This window comes from uncultured Cedecea sp. (assembly GCF_947498825.1).
Lineage (GTDB): Bacteria > Pseudomonadota > Gammaproteobacteria > Enterobacterales > Enterobacteriaceae > JGM124.
In genome coordinates, this window is sequence record NZ_CANMLV010000015.1 from 50752 (window position 1) to 66339 (window position 15588).

Sequence of the window (15588 nt, forward strand, 5' to 3'; positions counted from 1 at the left end):
CTTACCATTGTTAATAAATACAACATTTTTGTTTTATTTTTACTCTTTTATGTTGGTTTTTAGTGCTACAATTTATCACTCAAACACGGATATCCTTCGTGATAACGGTTAAATTAAAATAGAGGTTATATATGTTCAGATATCCCATCACGGTCTCTTTTGATGATGAAACCGGAGAGTATGAGATAAGCTATCGTGATTTTAGCGATCTCTATTCCAGCGCATTAACCGAAGATGACGTTGAGCTAGAAGCAAAAGATGGGTTAACTGCGTTTATTGCTGATTTGATTGAATCCCGGATCCCCGTTCCGGCCCCTTCTCCTGCTGAAACCGGTGATATCACCGTTCATCTGCCCGTGCTCACGTGTTTAAAAATCGCACTTCATAATGCCATGATTAATACCGGTACAAGAAAAATCGATTTGGCGAGAAAATTAAATCAGAAAGGTCCACAAATAGACCGCTTACTGGATGTTGATCATGCCTCCAAGGTTGAAACGTTGGAACAGGCCTTGTATCTGTTAGGTTACGAAGTCTCGGTCTCCATCGCCAAACTTCCGTGAATCTTTATACGGGTGTCACTGACACCCATGAGAATGCATAGATCTTCATACGCTAATATTTTCTAAAATACCCTTATAGTAACAGGTGGTTAACAACATCTGTTGACACGCTTTATTCCCCGCTGTATAAAACCGCGCCGTATAAATAATTCTTATTTACATTGTGCCCATCACCGGGTGTCAGTAACACTTACAAAGGGTAGTTTGATATGAAAAAGGTTATCTGTGCCTTAGGACTGTCATTGACCGCAGTCAGCTCTGTATTTGCCACCACCTACCCTGTCACCATTGAGAATTGTGGCTACCAGGAAACCTTTACTAAAGCACCTGAACGGGTTGTTGCCCTGGGACAAAATACAGCAGAAATACTGATGTTACTGGGACTTGAAGATAAAGTCGTCGCCAGTGCATTCTGGCCAACGAAAGTGCTGCCGGCACTGGCTAAACAAAATGAAAAAATTAAAACACTGACGGTTGAGATCCCTACTCTCGAATCAATTCTGGCTCAGGATCCTGACTTTATTGCTGCTCAGTTGCCCTTATTACTGGGACCAGAAAGTAAGGTCGCTAAACGAGAAGACCTGGTAACCGTCGGTGTTAATAGTTATATGTCTCCGGGAATGTGTGCTACCAAAAAATCGGTCGGTGATATGTATGGCAGCCGTCAGAAACTGTGGGACATGTCCTTCTTGTATAAAGAAATCAGTGATTTAGCGACCATTTTCAATGTCGAAGATCGGGGCAATGCACTGATCGCTGATTTTAAACAGCGTGAAAGTCATCTTCGGGATGAATTTAGCAAAAATAAACAAGACCGCTCTTTTGTCTTTTGGTTTTCCAGTTCATCACCCTCTTCGGATGTCTACGTTGGGGGTAAAAACAGTGCCTCCGGTTTTATTGCCGATACCCTGGGAGGACATAATGCCATTACCTCTGAAACTGAATGGCCAACCGTTGGCTGGGAAAGCATCATTGCGGCTAATCCCAATGTGATAGTGGTTTCCAGTCTCGATCGTAATCGCTGGGCTTTGGATAGTGCAGAAGAAAAAATTAAATTTCTGAAAAGTGATCCGGCAGTTAGTCAGCTTGAGGCGGTTAAAAAAGGACATATTGTCGTGATGGATGGTCAAGCGATGAATCCAACTATTCGTACCATTTATGGCGCAGAGCAAGTTGCAAAACAACTCAGAGAGATGGACTTTAACTGATGCATCATGCCGTTAAACAAACCCGGCAAGGTTTACTGCTCACAACTTCTGCTCTGATAGCCTTTATCGTATTGCTGACTGTCATTGCAGTGGGTGTGAGCGTTGGTGAACTTTCTATTCCGTTAAGCAATGTGTTTTATGCACTGACCAACAGAGCAGGATTCACCGAGGTTCCCCTTAATCGTATCTATGAAAGCGTTATCTGGGATTTCCGTTTTAGCCGGGCACTGGTTGCCGCTTGCTGTGGTGCAGGGCTGGCTATTTGCGGAGCCGTGTTGCAAAGCTTACTGAAAAATGCTCTGGCTGAACCCTATGTACTCGGTGTCTCAGCGGGCGCATCAACAGGTGCTGTATCTGTGGTGGTTCTGGGCCTTGGCACCGGGGCTATCTCTCTTTCTGCTGGTGCCTTTGCGGGGGCCTTTGCTGCCTTTGCTTTTGTGGCCTTACTGACTAATGGTGCACGCGGCGGTAACGAACGCACTATCCTGGCGGGTGTCGCAGCATCGCAGCTGTTTAATGCCATGACCGCCTATACCATTAGTACCTCAGCCAGCGCCCAACAGGCACGTGATGTTATGTTCTGGTTGTTGGGGAGCTTCAGTGGTGTACGCTGGCCCGAATTTCAGCTTGTATTCGTCGTGGTGGTACTTGGCCTCGCTGTTTGCCTTTACTACTCGCGTGCCCTGGATGCCTTCACCTTCGGCGACGATGCTGCTGCTTCATTAGGGATCCGTGTCACCTGGGTACGGCTGATTTTATTTACCACCACAGCACTGATAACCGCAACCATTGTCAGTATGGCCGGTTCCATTGGTTTCGTCGGGTTGGTCGTTCCCCATATGATGCGTTTCTTTTTTGGTCCGCTTCACCGCACCTTACTTATCGCCAGTGCTCTGGCGGGGGCGATTTTAATGGTGCTGGCTGATATTGCTTCCAGAATGCTGATAGCCCCACAGACGCTGCCCGTTGGTGTCGTTACCGCGCTGGTTGGGGTACCGTTCTTTGCTGTTATTATCTATCGTTCAAGGAACAAATGATGAGTATTACTGCTGAAAATATCACCTGGAAGGTAGGTAAAAAAGTCATTGTTAATAATGTTTCACTTTCTATATCACAGGGACAGACTGTCGGTTTACTGGGGCCAAATGGTTCAGGGAAGTCTTCACTGCTGCGCGTTCTTGCAGGTTTACGACGTCCCCATGCCGGGACCGTCTCGCTGAATGGAAAACCAATCGCACGATTTGCAAGAAAGCAACTAGCCCGACGTATCGCCTTTGTCGAACAACACGGAATGACCGAATCGAATATGCGCGTTCGTGATGTGGTCAAGTTAGGGCGGATCCCTCACCATAGCGCATTTTCTGGCTGGACGAGTCTTGACGACCAGACGGTTAATTCAGCCCTGGAACGGGTTGATATGCTTGATAAATCCGACCAGGGTTGGCTCAGTTTATCAGGCGGAGAACGTCAGCGCGTGCATATTGCCAGGGCTCTGGCACAAGTACCGAGTGAGATCCTGCTGGATGAACCCACTAATCACCTGGACATTCATCATCAGATACAGCTGATGAAGCTGATCAGTGAGTTGCCTGTCACCAGTATTGTAGCTATTCATGACCTTAATCATGCAGCTATGTTCTGTGATGCCTTAATCGTGATGCAGCAAGGACAAGTGATCGCCTCCGGTTCCCCGGAAGAGATCTTAACCGAAGCCCTACTCTGGGATGTTTTCCGGGTGAAAACCAGAATCGAAATTTCTGCGTTTCACGGTAAAAAACATATCCACTACCTTATTTGAACCCGGCTCACGAATGAAGTTTCTGCGTCCAGCTACCCGTCTTTGGCCTCCCGTATTACTGGGTAGCCAGTTTGTATTCAATATTGGCTTTTATGCTGTTATTCCTTTTCTGGCGATTTTTCTTCGCGATGATATGTTGCTCTCAGGGGCCATGATTGGTTTGATCCTCGGTCTCAGAACCTTCTCCCAGCAAGGGATGTTTATCATTGGTGGCGCGCTTTCAGACAGTTATGGTGCCCGGATTGTTATTCTTTGCGGGTGTATTATCCGTATTGTGGGTTATCTGTTGCTGGCTCTGGGTGACAGCCTTACGCCTGTTATCCTCGGCGCCTGTTTGACCGGCGTGGGTGGCGCACTGTTTTCCCCTTCTATTGAAGCCTTGCTGGCAAAAGCAGGGACGGACAGTGAAGCCCAGGGGAAACGCAGTCGTGCCGAGTGGTTTGCGCTGTTTGCCGTTTGCGGCGAACTCGGTGCAGTGATTGGCCCTGCGGCCGGGGCACTGCTAACCGGATTTGGTTTTCGTGAGATAGCCCTGGCAGGTGCTGCGGTATTTATTATCGCCCTTGGCGTGCTGTATTTATGCCTGCCGCCAGACTCGCCCCGACATCAGTCACTGTATATCCCACCATGGTGGAGTACTTTTCGACAGCCCCGCTTTGTGGTTTTTATCATCGCCTACAGTTCTTGGTTACTGAGTTATAACCAGTTATATCTGGCGCTTCCGGTTGAAATCAGCCGCGCTGGCGGCAGTGAAAAAGATTTAGGCCCTCTGTTTATACTGGCATCGGTGCTGATTATTCTGTTTCAGCTCCCGCTGGCCCGTTTCGCCCGGCGAACAGGTGCGGCCAGGATAATGCCAGCCGGGTTTCTTCTGCTGTCAGCCTCTTTTCTCAGTGTGGCCCTGTTTGCCGCTCAGGAACCCGATGATTCCTGGCTCAGACTACTCCCTGCGGCCTGTTTTGTGACGCTGCTGACAATCAGTCAGATGCTACTCGGGCCTTCGGCAAAAGATTTGATCCCTGAGTTTGCCAATAAAACCACGCTCGGTGCTCACTATGGCGCATTATCGACAGCGGGAGGGATCGCTGTATTGGTGGGAAATTTACTATTAGGATCCCAATTAGACAAGGCGCTGACGCCCTCTCCTGACGCGATCATTCCCTGGTTACAGTTGGCCGTCTTTCCGTTTTTAAGCGCCATCGCTTTTTATCTTCTCTACCGACCCGGCAAAAGCATAAAGCAATAAATCGTCAGGTCATTATTCTTTAATGAAGAGCTCGATACGTTTTTTTACTCCATTCTCTTCAATTGTCGTTTCAGCCTGATAAGACGCATTATTCTTGGAGCAGGTCAGCATTTCGTCAAAGTTAAAACCATTTTGCTTTAACCCTTCCAGTGCTGAATTCGGTAACAGGCCATGCAAGAGAGAAATAAACATCACGGGAACCGTTGTTTCTTCGTCCAACTCATTACCGATGTATTTTTTGATAACTAATTTTTTCATTTGCATACTCACTTAATGTTCAACATCACCAACGATAATACTCATAAGGGAACGCAAACTCATGCCCACAATGGGTCTGAGACTACACTCATGGCGATAATCGTCATTCGCTGTGCATTAATCAATATTCCATAACGTTTCATCTAGTTTAAGGATGATATTTTCGCCAGTAACCTCATAATTTGCACTGCCCTGAACCTGGAAAAAATCATTTTGGTCATGGCAAGGCGCGAAGTAGTTTACCTGACAATCATAATTCACTTTCCCGTCTGACAGGCCGGTGACACTGAAGCTCCCAGCTACTACTGCATAACGTATATCCCCACCATAAGTTGAGAGAATAGCACTGTCAAATAGCGCTGCATGCGCTTCAAATAATGCTTTTAATGCAACATCATCTTCTGGCGAAACGCCATTCAGTGGGATCTGGTAATGCGTTATATCAGACATAATATCTCCTGGTTATTATCAACATACTCAGTATGCATGCCCTCGGATTTGGAGCGATAAACATCTAGCAACCATACACCAAATAATTACAGTAATCTCCAGGAGACAACAAATTCTTATTATACAAACTAATACTTAGTCGTATAATACCACCCCGACCTATTTAAATTCCTAATGCTTTAACTTTTTAGACATAATTTGAATACAACTGAACCAGAGATGTATTCTCAAGAAAATAATTATCACTGACACTTTCATTGCTGCATTACTGATTGCCTGTGACAGGGTCACGTCAACAAAAATGAGAAAGTCTGGGGTGAATAATATCTCGCCGAAAATTGATTGTTTTTCAATCAACCAAGGGTTGGGGCGGACATAGCACCAGGGAGCTGAAATATCAGATGAACAAATATGGTGAAAATTTAGCCATTAAATCATTAACAAAAATTTCTTTAATAACAAAAATATAGATAACATTAAGAGACTAAGAGAAATAATCAGTTGTAAATAGACGATTTGCGTTTTATAACAATTGAATAATAACAGTGATATCACCACGACAAGATTTGCTGTTATTACAACCATTTTTAGTTTAACTGTTTTAGCCTACTGCTGTACGTGGTTCCGATGGTATCCCGGCATTAGGCTGAATACGAGGAGGCTCGTATATGACTGTTACTATTCGTTCACAAAGGCTGTTTTGCGCCAACTCGCTCGATGAATCGCCCCTTTTGCGGCGGCGAAACAAATTTTCATCCCTGAACAGGTAAGTTACATCAAACCGTCATATTCATAATGAATTGTATGAACTGTTTTCTATTACTCTGATTGATATACGTCCTGAAGTTATCGCCGTTGAATAATCTCCATAAGGTGACGTTATGAAACTGATTAATCGTAGCAAACACTCATCAGTAGGAGGCCGGGCATGCGATGCGGCTCTGGCAACTCACCATGCAAAGTTCGGAAACTATGGCAGACAGAAGTCGCGAACTAATTATACTGTCTCGGTAGACGGTATGAAAATAACCGTTGAAGTGATCAATCGTTCATCCAGTTACGTTGCTACAGCAATGAACGAATTCCGTAAACTCCAGAATCTTCCTGCCCATACCAGTTAACCTTATACCCAAGCAACTTGAAGTATGACGGGTATAGAACCGGGAAATCACAGGTATCCGGGCGGGCGGATAATATTCCTGTGCTCAGGCCGGTACGGCACTACTGTCACTAAACTGAAGGGAAGAAAAATACCAGCGTTGATAGTCCCTGCATGCAGGGACTATCAAAGAAGATGATTACTCTGTCATCTTAGCCGTATTACTGTCGGCGGCACGTTGCGAGATTTCTAATGCAACCGGAATATTTTTATACGCCGGTATACCGCTTTGTGGATCGAAATTATCCAGCGCAATCAGGTTATTTGATTCAGGAAAATAGGTTGCCACACAGCGATCCGCCATATCGTGAATCACTATCTGAAGATTATCCACCCGTCGGTGCGTTTTGTTTTGCTGTTTATCCAGCGCGATAACATTCACTCTGTCACCTGCCACCAGTTTCTGTTTATCTGCCTCATCCTGGCTGATAAACAACACATCTCGCTGACCCAAAATACCCCGATAGCGGTCATTTAAACCATAGATGGTGGTGTTATATTGGTCATGGCTCCGTACTGTGGCTAATACCAGTTCACTGGCATTTGCTGATTCAGGATCTTCGAGTAAACCTTCAGTGGTAAAAAAGTTTGCCCGACCCGATGCGGTGGTCCACTTACGTTCAGACGCCGGGTTAGTCAAATGAAAGCCTCCCGGCTGGAGGATCCTCTCATTATAATTATCAAACCCAGGTAACACTGCCTCCATAGCATCACGTATCACATTGTAATCGTCTACCATACCTTGCCAGTCCACTTTACTATTCGGCAGCGTCGCTTGGGCAAGACCAGCAACAATCGCACATTCGGATTTCAGATAAGGACTGGCCGGCTCTAACATACCGCGTGAAGCATGTACCATCGACATGGAGTCTTCGACAGTTATCGCCTGTTCACCGCTCTTCTGTGTATCACGTTCGGTCCGGCCTAAGACAGGAAACAGAAAGGTATTACGCGCAGTGAGCAGATGAGAACGATTTAGCTTTGTCCCAAGATGCACAGCCAAGTCGAGCTTTTTCATCCCGCTAAAACAGGCATCCTGATCTGGCATGGCTACAGCCAGATTGCCCCCCATGCAAATTAATGCCTTTGAATGACCTTCCGATATCGCCTGCATACTGGCCACGGCGGCATGACCGAATTTATCTGGCGGGGTAAAACCAAATCGCGCTTCAAGTTTCTCTAAGAATGACTTACTCGGTTTTTCGGTAATACCTACAGTACGATCGCCCTGAACATTAGAATGCCCTCGTAGCGGGCAAATCCCGGCACCTTCACGACCGATATTACCTTTAAGCAGCAGCAAATTGACCAGTTGCTGAATATTTTGCGTACCATGCTGATGCTGAGTGATCCCCATGCCATAACAGATAATGGTACTCTTGGCGTCGGCGTAAGAAGAAGCAATCTGCTCAATATCCTGCTGAGTGATGCCGCTATGCTTAACGATATCTTCCCAGGATGTATTCTGTACATCTTGTTTAAGGGCTTCAAAGCCAGCAGTATGTTCTTGAATAAAGGCGTGGTCTAATAATGCGGGCTTACTATCCTGTTGCGCGATATCATCCCAGCCAATCAGCGTTTTCATTACTCCTTTAACTAAAGCCGTATCACCGCCAATACGAACTTTATAATAGTCACTCGCTAGTTGAGTAGACTGTAACGTCAGCATTTCAACGGGATCTTGCGGGGCAGTAAAACGTTCTAATCCTCTTTCTTTAAGCGGATTAATGGCAATAATTTTTCCGCCACGTTTCGACACTTCACGCAGCGAAGTTAACATGCGTGGATGGTTAGTTCCGGGATTATGGCCGATACAGATAACGAGGTCTGCTTTATCGAAATCTTCCAGCAGCACAGTACCTTTACCGATCCCTATCGCCGCTGCAAGGCCAACACTGGTGGGTTCATGGCACATATTCGAACAATCAGGAAAATTATTCGTGCCGTATTCACGGGCAAAAAGCTGGTAGAGGAATGCAGCTTCATTTGAAGTTCTTCCTGAAGTATAAAACTCTACAACATCAGGATTGCTATAACTTGCCAGTTGCTGGCCTATTTGTTTGAATGCCTCATCCCAGCTAATTTCTTCATAGTGGTCAGTCTGTTGGTTGTACTTTAGTGGATGGGTTAAGCGCCCTTCATTCTCTAAATCATAATCATTCCAGGACAGCAGTTCGGTCACCGTATGTTCAGCCAGAAACTGAGGGGTGGTTCTCTTTTTGGTACTTTCCCAGGCCATTGCCTTCGCACCATTCTCGCACATGTCGAATGATGCGCTGTGCTTAGGATCCGGCCAGGCACAGCCGGGGCAGTCAAATCCCTGAGGTTTATTCATTTCGAACATGGCAATCAGATCATGCCCCTCATTCATTTGCCCACGGATAGCCTCTGCGACAGCCTTAAGCGCTCCCCATCCCCCGGCAGGACCGGTATAGTTTTCTATTTTCTTATTCATTCTGCTTCCTTAATTTTATAATTAAGTGAATTAACCCGACGACATGCAATGTACTAAAAAATACTTCACTGCTTAATACTATATACAAAGCCATGGATTTTGCAGGGTAATGATTCTATTTTTGACGGGTTTGGTAAATAAGATCAATTTATGTGCTGAGAATGATATTATCTTCAAAGATACTCTCACGAAATCATGAGCATTTCCCCCGATACCCGCATTAACACGGGTTTGCGTATATAAAAAAATATACCTATGCCCAAAATAATTCGAGTGGCTTGTAGCCGCACCTCACGCATGCAACACCCAAGCAATTTGAAGTATGGCGGGTATATCACTCAACCATTAAGTGCATTTTTTATATAAGTTGCAACATAATTCACTATATACTCAAATATATAGCGAATGAGTGATTTGAAGAAATTTCAGAATGAACTTGTCGATATTCCCCCCGGAGGAAACTCGGGTAGCTTCATAAATAATGGCGCGATTGATCGCGCCATTCTCGAGTTTTACTGGGCTATTTGAGACCCGTATACTATTTATGCTCAACGATATACATCGTCCGGCTGTAGGCAATATCCTCAGGGTTATTAATAGGATAGCCTTTTAACCACGGCTTAATCAGCCGCCCATTGGTATACTGATAAATTGGCGCAATGGGTGCTTGTTCCAGCAGTATTTTTTCTGCCAGATTGTAGTCTTGATTACGTGCCTTAGCAGTCGTCTCAAGCGCAGCCTGGTTCAGTATTTTGTCATAAACGGGTGATTTAAAGCGTGAAATATTACCGCTATGCGTAGATCCCAGCAACGTTAAAAAGGTTGAGGGTTCATTATAATCCCCAACCCAGGATGCGCGAACCACGTCAAAATTACCGCTGTTACGGCTGTCAATATAGGTTTTCCACTCCTGGTTTTGTAACTTGACGTCTACACCCAGGTTTTTCTTCCACATTGCGGCGATAGCAATGGCTATTTTCTGATGGTTCTCCGAGGTGTTATATAACAGGGTCAAATCCAGCGGTTTATCTGGGCCATAACCTGCCGCACGTAATAACATTTTTGCCTGGGCATTGAGTTCTTCCTGGCTCATTTCTTCAAATGGTGAAGACTCAGGGGTAAAGCCCGCTGTGACTTCCGGGGTAAAACGCCAGGCCGGTTTTTCTCCCGTTCCCAGAACTTTATCCGCCATTAACCGACGATCTATCGTCATATTCAAGGCCTGGCGGACTCTGACGTCTGCTGTCGGCCCTTTCTCTGTATTGAATGCATAGTAATAGGTGCCAAGCTGTGGCGGGGTATAAACTTCTCCCGGAATATCTTGCTTGAGTTTCTGATACAAGGCTTTGGGAAATGACTCAGTGATATCAATGTCCCCTGCCAGGTAACGTTTTGTGGCAGCTGATTCCTGATTAACAGGAACAAAGGTCACTTTATTCAGTACCGTTTTGTCGTTATCCCAGTAATTAGCATTGCGTACTGCCACTAATTTTTCATTTACAACACGATCCTGCAATGTATAAGCACCATTACCGACCAATTTTCCCGGTTTGGTCCACTCAGCACCATACTGTTCTATGACATGACGTGGTACAGGATAGAGAGAAGCATTAACAACAAGGCTTGGGAAATACGGGACTGGTTTATCTAGTTGAACACGCAGGGTTTTATCATCTATCGCCGTCACACCCAATTTATCAGCGGGCATTTTTCCGTCGATAATATCCTGCGCATTCAGGATACCCGCCAGTGCAGCAAACCAGGCAAAAGAAGACGTATTCGCAGGATCGACAAGTCGCTGCCAGCTATAAACAAAGTCCTGTGCGGTCAGCGGGCTGCCATCAGACCAGCGAGCATTATCACGTAAGGTAAAAATCCACGTGCGGTTATCATTACTTTGCCAGCGTGACGCGACGCCAGGCACAATCTCCCCTTTTTCGGTTTGATTCGTCAAACCTTCAAACAAATCACGTATCACCTGAATTTCCGGTAAACCCACTATTTTGGCCGGATCCAGACTGGCTGGCTCATCTTTAATATGACGGACGACCTCCTGCTTTTCAGCAAGGACTGTCCCGGGGGGAACATCAGCCGCCCAGGCGAACTGGAAGAGCGCAGCCAGAGCTAATGCGCAACCACTAAACCGAAGGGTTATTTTCATCATTTTGCTATCCGTATCAGAGTCATGCGCAAGAAAACAAGTGAAGGTTACTGTACCGTACTTGGTTATTTTATTTCCAGGAAAACTGTCACATCCTGGAAAATAGATACTGTTAATTATTATCTTAACAAATTGATTTTTAATAACCGTATCTTGCTCTCGTAATATTTCTGGTAAAACATGATACTGATATGATTGATCAGTTGGTTATTCATAAGGATGATTATGACCCTCACCCGACCACGTCACCAACGCGGCCATTTACCTGCGGGCTGCAAGCAGTACGGAAACTCGGTATTAGGCGCCCCCCTACTCTATTTTCCGTCTACCGCCATCAGCAGTGATACAGGTCTCATTATTGCGGGTACGCACGGTGACGAAAATGCAGCGATGGTGACACTCTCTTGTGCATTACGCACGCTAAAACCAGGCACACCTCATCACCATGTGGTACTGGCTGTCAATCCCGATGGTTGCCAGCTCGGCCTGCGCGCTAATGCTAATGGCGTTGATCTGAATCGTAATTTTGCCAGTGCTAACTGGCTGGCAGGCAAAACGGTTTACCGTTGGAACAGTCAGGCTACGGAGCGGGATGTCGTGCTCTCGACTGGCCAGAAACCAGCTTCTGAGCCTGAAACTCAGGCTCTGTGCCAACTGATTAGGACCTTACAACCTGCATGGGTGGTTTCGTTTCATGATCCCCTTGGCTGCATTGACGATCCCCAGCATTCGCCGCTGGGGCAATGGTTGTCCGATAGTTTTCAGCTACCGCTGGTGACTGATGTCGGATATGCCACGCCCGGTTCTTTTGGCAGCTGGTGTGCTGAGCAAAACTTACCCTGTATTACTGCCGAGTTTCCACCTGTCTCAGCCGATGAGGCCAGTGAACGATATCTCGATGCAATGATAGGTCTGCTGCGCTGGTCTCTCTGCTAGAACGAGAGTCTGCCGCAGGAAAATGCCAGACCTGGCTGTACATCTTTTAGCAGCCAGGTTGGACCATCAAGATCGGCAAAACGCGCGCTGAGGGCCAAAGGCAGTACCGCGTTGATGGCGCGAGAACTGCAGAGCATACAGCCGACCATAATCGTAAAACCTTGTTCACGAGCCGCCCGGGCCAGCAGTAAAGCCTCTGTCAGCCCGCCGGTTTTATCCAGTTTAATATTCACCATCTCATAGCACCCAATCAGAGAATGAAGACTGGCGCGAGTGTGGCAACTTTCGTCGGCGCAAATTGGCAGAGGATGCGTAAACAGCGCCAGGGCTTCGTCCTGCTGTGCGGGCAGTGGTTGCTCCAGCATTGCCACGTTTAATTCAGCCAGCCGCTGACAGCGCTCCTCCAGTCCTTCGGGTTGCCAGGACTCATTCGCATCCACTATTAAGGTGGCTTCAGGAACGGCGCGCCGAATTGCCGTCATGCGCTCAATGACCTGATAATTATCCAGTTTTATCTTCAGTAACGAGGCACCTTTTTCCCATAACCGGGTAGCCGCTGTTGCCATCTGTTCCGGGCTGTCAATACTGATGGTCTGAGCGGTATCAAGCTGCGACGGCAAGCTGACTGCCAGTAACGAAGCAACACTTGTACCCGCTTTCGCAGCTTCCAGACTCCATAACGCACTGTCCACCGCATTACGTGCCGCCCCTGCCGGTAATAGTGTTTGTAGCTGCTCGCGGCTGACGCCTTGTTCCAGTGCCGGAATAATACTTTCAATTTGCTCCAGTACCGTCTGTTCGCTCTCACCATAACGGGGATAAGGGGTACACTCTCCGATACCAGACAGACCGCTTTCTGTTATTTCGACCACAACAACCCGAGCCTCACTTCGTATCCCTCTTGCGATAACAAAGGGAGTATGCAGTGGGAATCCTTGTGAATAGCATTTAATTGTTCTCATGCACCCTCTTTTTAGCGAAAAATACGCCTGATGGCTGAAGTTTTACAGATAACGCGAGTTTTTTATATTCATTCATTGAATCCTGGAATACACTGCCCCGGGTGTTAATTCAATGTAAAAGGAAAATCTGACATGTCACAAACAGTTCATTTTCAAGGTAACCCGGTAAAAGTTTCTGGCCAAATCCCACAAACAGGAAGCAAAGCGGCTCCATTTACCTTGGTCGCCAAAGATCTTTCCGACGTTTCTCTGAGCCAGTACGCAGGAAAACGTAAAGTTTTGAACATCTTCCCAAGCATTGATACCGGCGTTTGCGCGGCATCAGTACGTAAATTTAATCAGCTGGCTACCGAACTGGATAATACCATTGTTCTGTGTATTTCTGCTGACCTGCCTTTCGCTCAGTCTCGCTTCTGCGGTGCTGAAGGTCTGAGCAACGTGGTCACGTTGTCCACTCTGCGCCACCCTGATTTCCAGCAAACCTATGGTGTAAGCCTGGAAGACAGCGCACTGAAAGGTCTGACTGCACGTGCAGTTGTTGTATTGAATGAGCAAGACGAAGTTATTTTTAGTGAGCTGGTGAATGAAATCACCACTGAGCCTGACTATGCCGCGGCTCTGGAAGCTCTGAAAGCATAAAAAAATGCCCCGTAAACGGGGCATAGAATGAAAACAAAAGGGGCGAAAATAAATATTCGCCCCTTTTTGTGTTTTTAATCCGCTACTCTTCGCCTTTTTTCTGGTTAAGTCCATATTCCCGCAGTTTATTCGCGACCGCTGTATGAGAAACACCTAACCGTTTGGCCAGCTTACGTGTGCTGGGATAACTGCGATAAAGCTGCGTCAGGACGGAACGCTCGAATCGACCGATGATTTCATCCAGCGATCCTTGTACGGCTTCTTCACCAACAGCCATCTGAGGTGCATCAAAATCAGGTAAAACGATATCCTGGCTACGTAACTCATAGCCATCCAATTGTGTCAGTGCCCGATAAAGCGTGTTTTTTAGCTGACGAATGTTACCTGGCCAGCCATATTGGGTAAGTACGCTACTTAAATCATTTGCCAGTCTCGGACGCTCCACTCCCTGCTCATCGGCAAAGCGAGCAACAAAGAGCTTAGTCAACGGCATAATATCTTGTGGACAATCACGCAATGGCGGTAGTACCAGTGTTAACACGTTGAGTCGATAGTACAAATCTTCACGAAACAGGCCTTTTTGCACCAGTTCAACCAGATTTTTTTGCGTGGCGCAAATCACCCGGACATCGACGTTAACTTCATGATCTTCACCGACACGGCGGAAAGTGCCGTCATTGAGAAAACGCAGCAATTTTGTCTGCATTCGGGGCGACATCTCACCGATTTCATCCAGCAAAACGGAACCGCCACTGGCCTGTTCAAAAAAGCCTTTTTTACCTTCCAGCGCGTTAGCATAGGCTCCCGCTGCATGGCCAAACAGTTCACTTTCAATCACATCATCAGGAATCGAACCGCAGTTGAGTGCAAGAAAAGGCTTTTGTGCCCGAGGGCCACTTTTATGGCAAGCATGAGCAAATAAGTCTTTCCCGGTACCGGTATCACCGATAATCAGTAGCGGGGCATTAAGTAAAGCCAGTTTACGCGCCTGCTCAACAATATGGCGCATTTTGGGACTTACGGCGACGATTTGATTAAAGGCGTCCATATCATAGTGAGACAGTGTTTGAAGCTGTCGCCCCATTCGGACCGTGGAACGCAGCATCACGACAGCGCCTATCAGTATCGGTACACCGGTTTCATCGTCAAGATTAACCGGCGTAATCTCCATCAGAAAATGCTGCCCGTTAATGATTTGATGTTCGGTGTGGGACGTTTGCGGGGCACTTTCCAGCCAGCGGGAGAAACTAAAATCATGGATCAGGGTTGTTATCTGGCTACTACACAGACGTTCTTCCGACTGACCGAATAGCGTACAGCTCGCCGGATTAGCACGCTCAATGCGGCTTTTTAAGTCCAGCGAGAGTACCGGCTCCGGCAGTGCTTCCAGCAATGCACTTAAGGCACGATGTTCGAGCTCTGACGGCATCCAGGCACTGGTACGCACATCAGTTACGCCAGGAATGCGGCGGATCTCTGCCATTAAACGGCTGAAAGATTCAAAATCAAGCGTTGAGAAATTAAGGTATATACGCCCAATCGGATCGATTTCAATACCACGCAGGTCAATGCCGCGCAGCACCAATAAATCAAGTAACTCACGAGTCAAACCAAGACGATCCTGACAAAAAACTTCCAGACGCATGCAGATGACCTTATTTCATACTAAAAACAGTTTGGATTAACTGATAATACTCCAGTTCACGCCGCGCAAAAAGCGGCGTGTCATGAATAGTTGACAGCAGACTGGAAA

14 protein-coding genes are annotated in these 15588 nt (G+C 46.6%); 8 read left to right on the top strand and 6 right to left on the bottom strand.

Features of this window, described 5'->3' with window-relative positions:
• Window positions 1-131 precede the first annotated feature (131 nt).
• The 5 genes from Q1A40_RS15470 to Q1A40_RS15490 all read left to right on the top strand — a co-directional run bounded on the left by Q1A40_RS15470 (window position 132) and on the right by Q1A40_RS15490 (window position 4815).
• Entirely contained in the window at window positions 132-563 is a 432-nt protein-coding gene (locus Q1A40_RS15470) for a hypothetical protein (RefSeq protein WP_300001579.1), read from the top strand.
• Between the two features lie 209 nt (window positions 564-772).
• The gene (locus tag Q1A40_RS15475; RefSeq protein ID WP_300001581.1) at window positions 773-1771 is read left to right on the top strand and encodes an ABC transporter substrate-binding protein; all 999 of its coding nucleotides are present in this window, start codon (window positions 773-775) and stop codon (window positions 1769-1771) included.
• Window positions 1771-2808 (top strand): iron chelate uptake ABC transporter family permease subunit, encoded by a 1038-nt coding sequence (locus tag Q1A40_RS15480; RefSeq protein WP_300001583.1) that lies wholly within the window; start codon window positions 1771-1773, stop codon window positions 2806-2808. The genes Q1A40_RS15475 and Q1A40_RS15480 overlap by 1 nt, the downstream gene beginning before the upstream one ends.
• The gene (locus Q1A40_RS15485) at window positions 2808-3569 is read left to right on the top strand and encodes an ABC transporter ATP-binding protein (protein ID WP_300001714.1); all 762 of its coding nucleotides are present in this window, start codon (window positions 2808-2810) and stop codon (window positions 3567-3569) included. Before Q1A40_RS15480 ends, Q1A40_RS15485 begins: the two co-directional genes overlap by 1 nt.
• Before the next feature lie 13 nt (window positions 3570-3582).
• A complete protein-coding gene (locus Q1A40_RS15490; RefSeq protein WP_300001586.1) occupies window positions 3583-4815 on the top strand; it encodes an MFS transporter in 1233 nt (410 codons plus the stop codon).
• Window positions 4816-4827: 12 nt separating this feature from the next.
• On the opposite strand, the gene Q1A40_RS15495 is transcribed toward Q1A40_RS15490, so the two are convergent.
• Together Q1A40_RS15495 and Q1A40_RS15500 are read right to left on the bottom strand one after the other, a co-directional pair.
• Window positions 4828-5073 carry a hypothetical protein gene (locus Q1A40_RS15495; protein WP_300001589.1) on the bottom strand — a complete coding sequence of 82 codons (246 nt, stop codon included), beginning with the start codon at window positions 5071-5073 and terminating at the stop codon, window positions 4828-4830.
• A 117-nt stretch (window positions 5074-5190) separates the two neighbouring features.
• Complete coding sequence (locus Q1A40_RS15500; RefSeq protein ID WP_300001592.1) at window positions 5191-5523, bottom strand: hypothetical protein; 333 nt, start codon at window positions 5521-5523, stop codon at window positions 5191-5193.
• A gap of 881 nt (window positions 5524-6404) precedes the next feature.
• On the opposite strand from Q1A40_RS15500, the gene Q1A40_RS15505 reads away from it, so the two are divergent.
• The gene (locus tag Q1A40_RS15505; RefSeq protein ID WP_300001595.1) at window positions 6405-6644 is read left to right on the top strand and encodes a DUF4060 family protein; all 240 of its coding nucleotides are present in this window, start codon (window positions 6405-6407) and stop codon (window positions 6642-6644) included.
• A gap of 177 nt (window positions 6645-6821) precedes the next feature.
• Here the strand turns inward: Q1A40_RS15505 and Q1A40_RS15510 are convergent, their stop codons facing one another.
• The gene (locus Q1A40_RS15510) at window positions 6822-9137 is read right to left on the bottom strand and encodes an FdhF/YdeP family oxidoreductase (RefSeq protein WP_300001598.1); all 2316 of its coding nucleotides are present in this window, start codon (window positions 9135-9137) and stop codon (window positions 6822-6824) included.
• A gap of 538 nt (window positions 9138-9675) precedes the next feature.
• Window positions 9676-11298, bottom strand: coding sequence for an ABC transporter substrate-binding protein (locus Q1A40_RS15515; RefSeq protein WP_300001716.1), 1623 nt, complete (start codon window positions 11296-11298; stop codon window positions 9676-9678).
• Between the two features lie 225 nt (window positions 11299-11523).
• Here Q1A40_RS15515 and mpaA point away from each other — a divergent pair, with 225 nt between their 5' ends.
• Window positions 11524-12234 carry a murein tripeptide amidase MpaA gene (mpaA, locus tag Q1A40_RS15520; RefSeq protein ID WP_300001600.1) on the top strand — a complete coding sequence of 237 codons (711 nt, stop codon included), beginning with the start codon at window positions 11524-11526 and terminating at the stop codon, window positions 12232-12234.
• Here the strand turns inward: mpaA and ycjG are convergent.
• Window positions 12231-13196 (bottom strand): L-Ala-D/L-Glu epimerase, encoded by a 966-nt coding sequence (gene ycjG, locus Q1A40_RS15525; protein ID WP_300001603.1) that lies wholly within the window; start codon window positions 13194-13196, stop codon window positions 12231-12233. The genes mpaA and ycjG overlap by 4 nt on opposite strands.
• Before the next feature lie 132 nt (window positions 13197-13328).
• On the opposite strand from ycjG, the gene tpx reads away from it, so the two are divergent.
• Window positions 13329-13835 (top strand): thiol peroxidase, encoded by a 507-nt coding sequence (tpx, locus tag Q1A40_RS15530; protein WP_300001606.1) that lies wholly within the window; start codon window positions 13329-13331, stop codon window positions 13833-13835.
• An 82-nt stretch (window positions 13836-13917) separates the two neighbouring features.
• On the opposite strand, the gene tyrR is transcribed toward tpx, so the two are convergent.
• Window positions 13918-15480, bottom strand: coding sequence for a transcriptional regulator TyrR (gene tyrR, locus Q1A40_RS15535; RefSeq protein WP_300001609.1), 1563 nt, complete (start codon window positions 15478-15480; stop codon window positions 13918-13920).
• Window positions 15481-15588 lie beyond the last annotated feature (108 nt).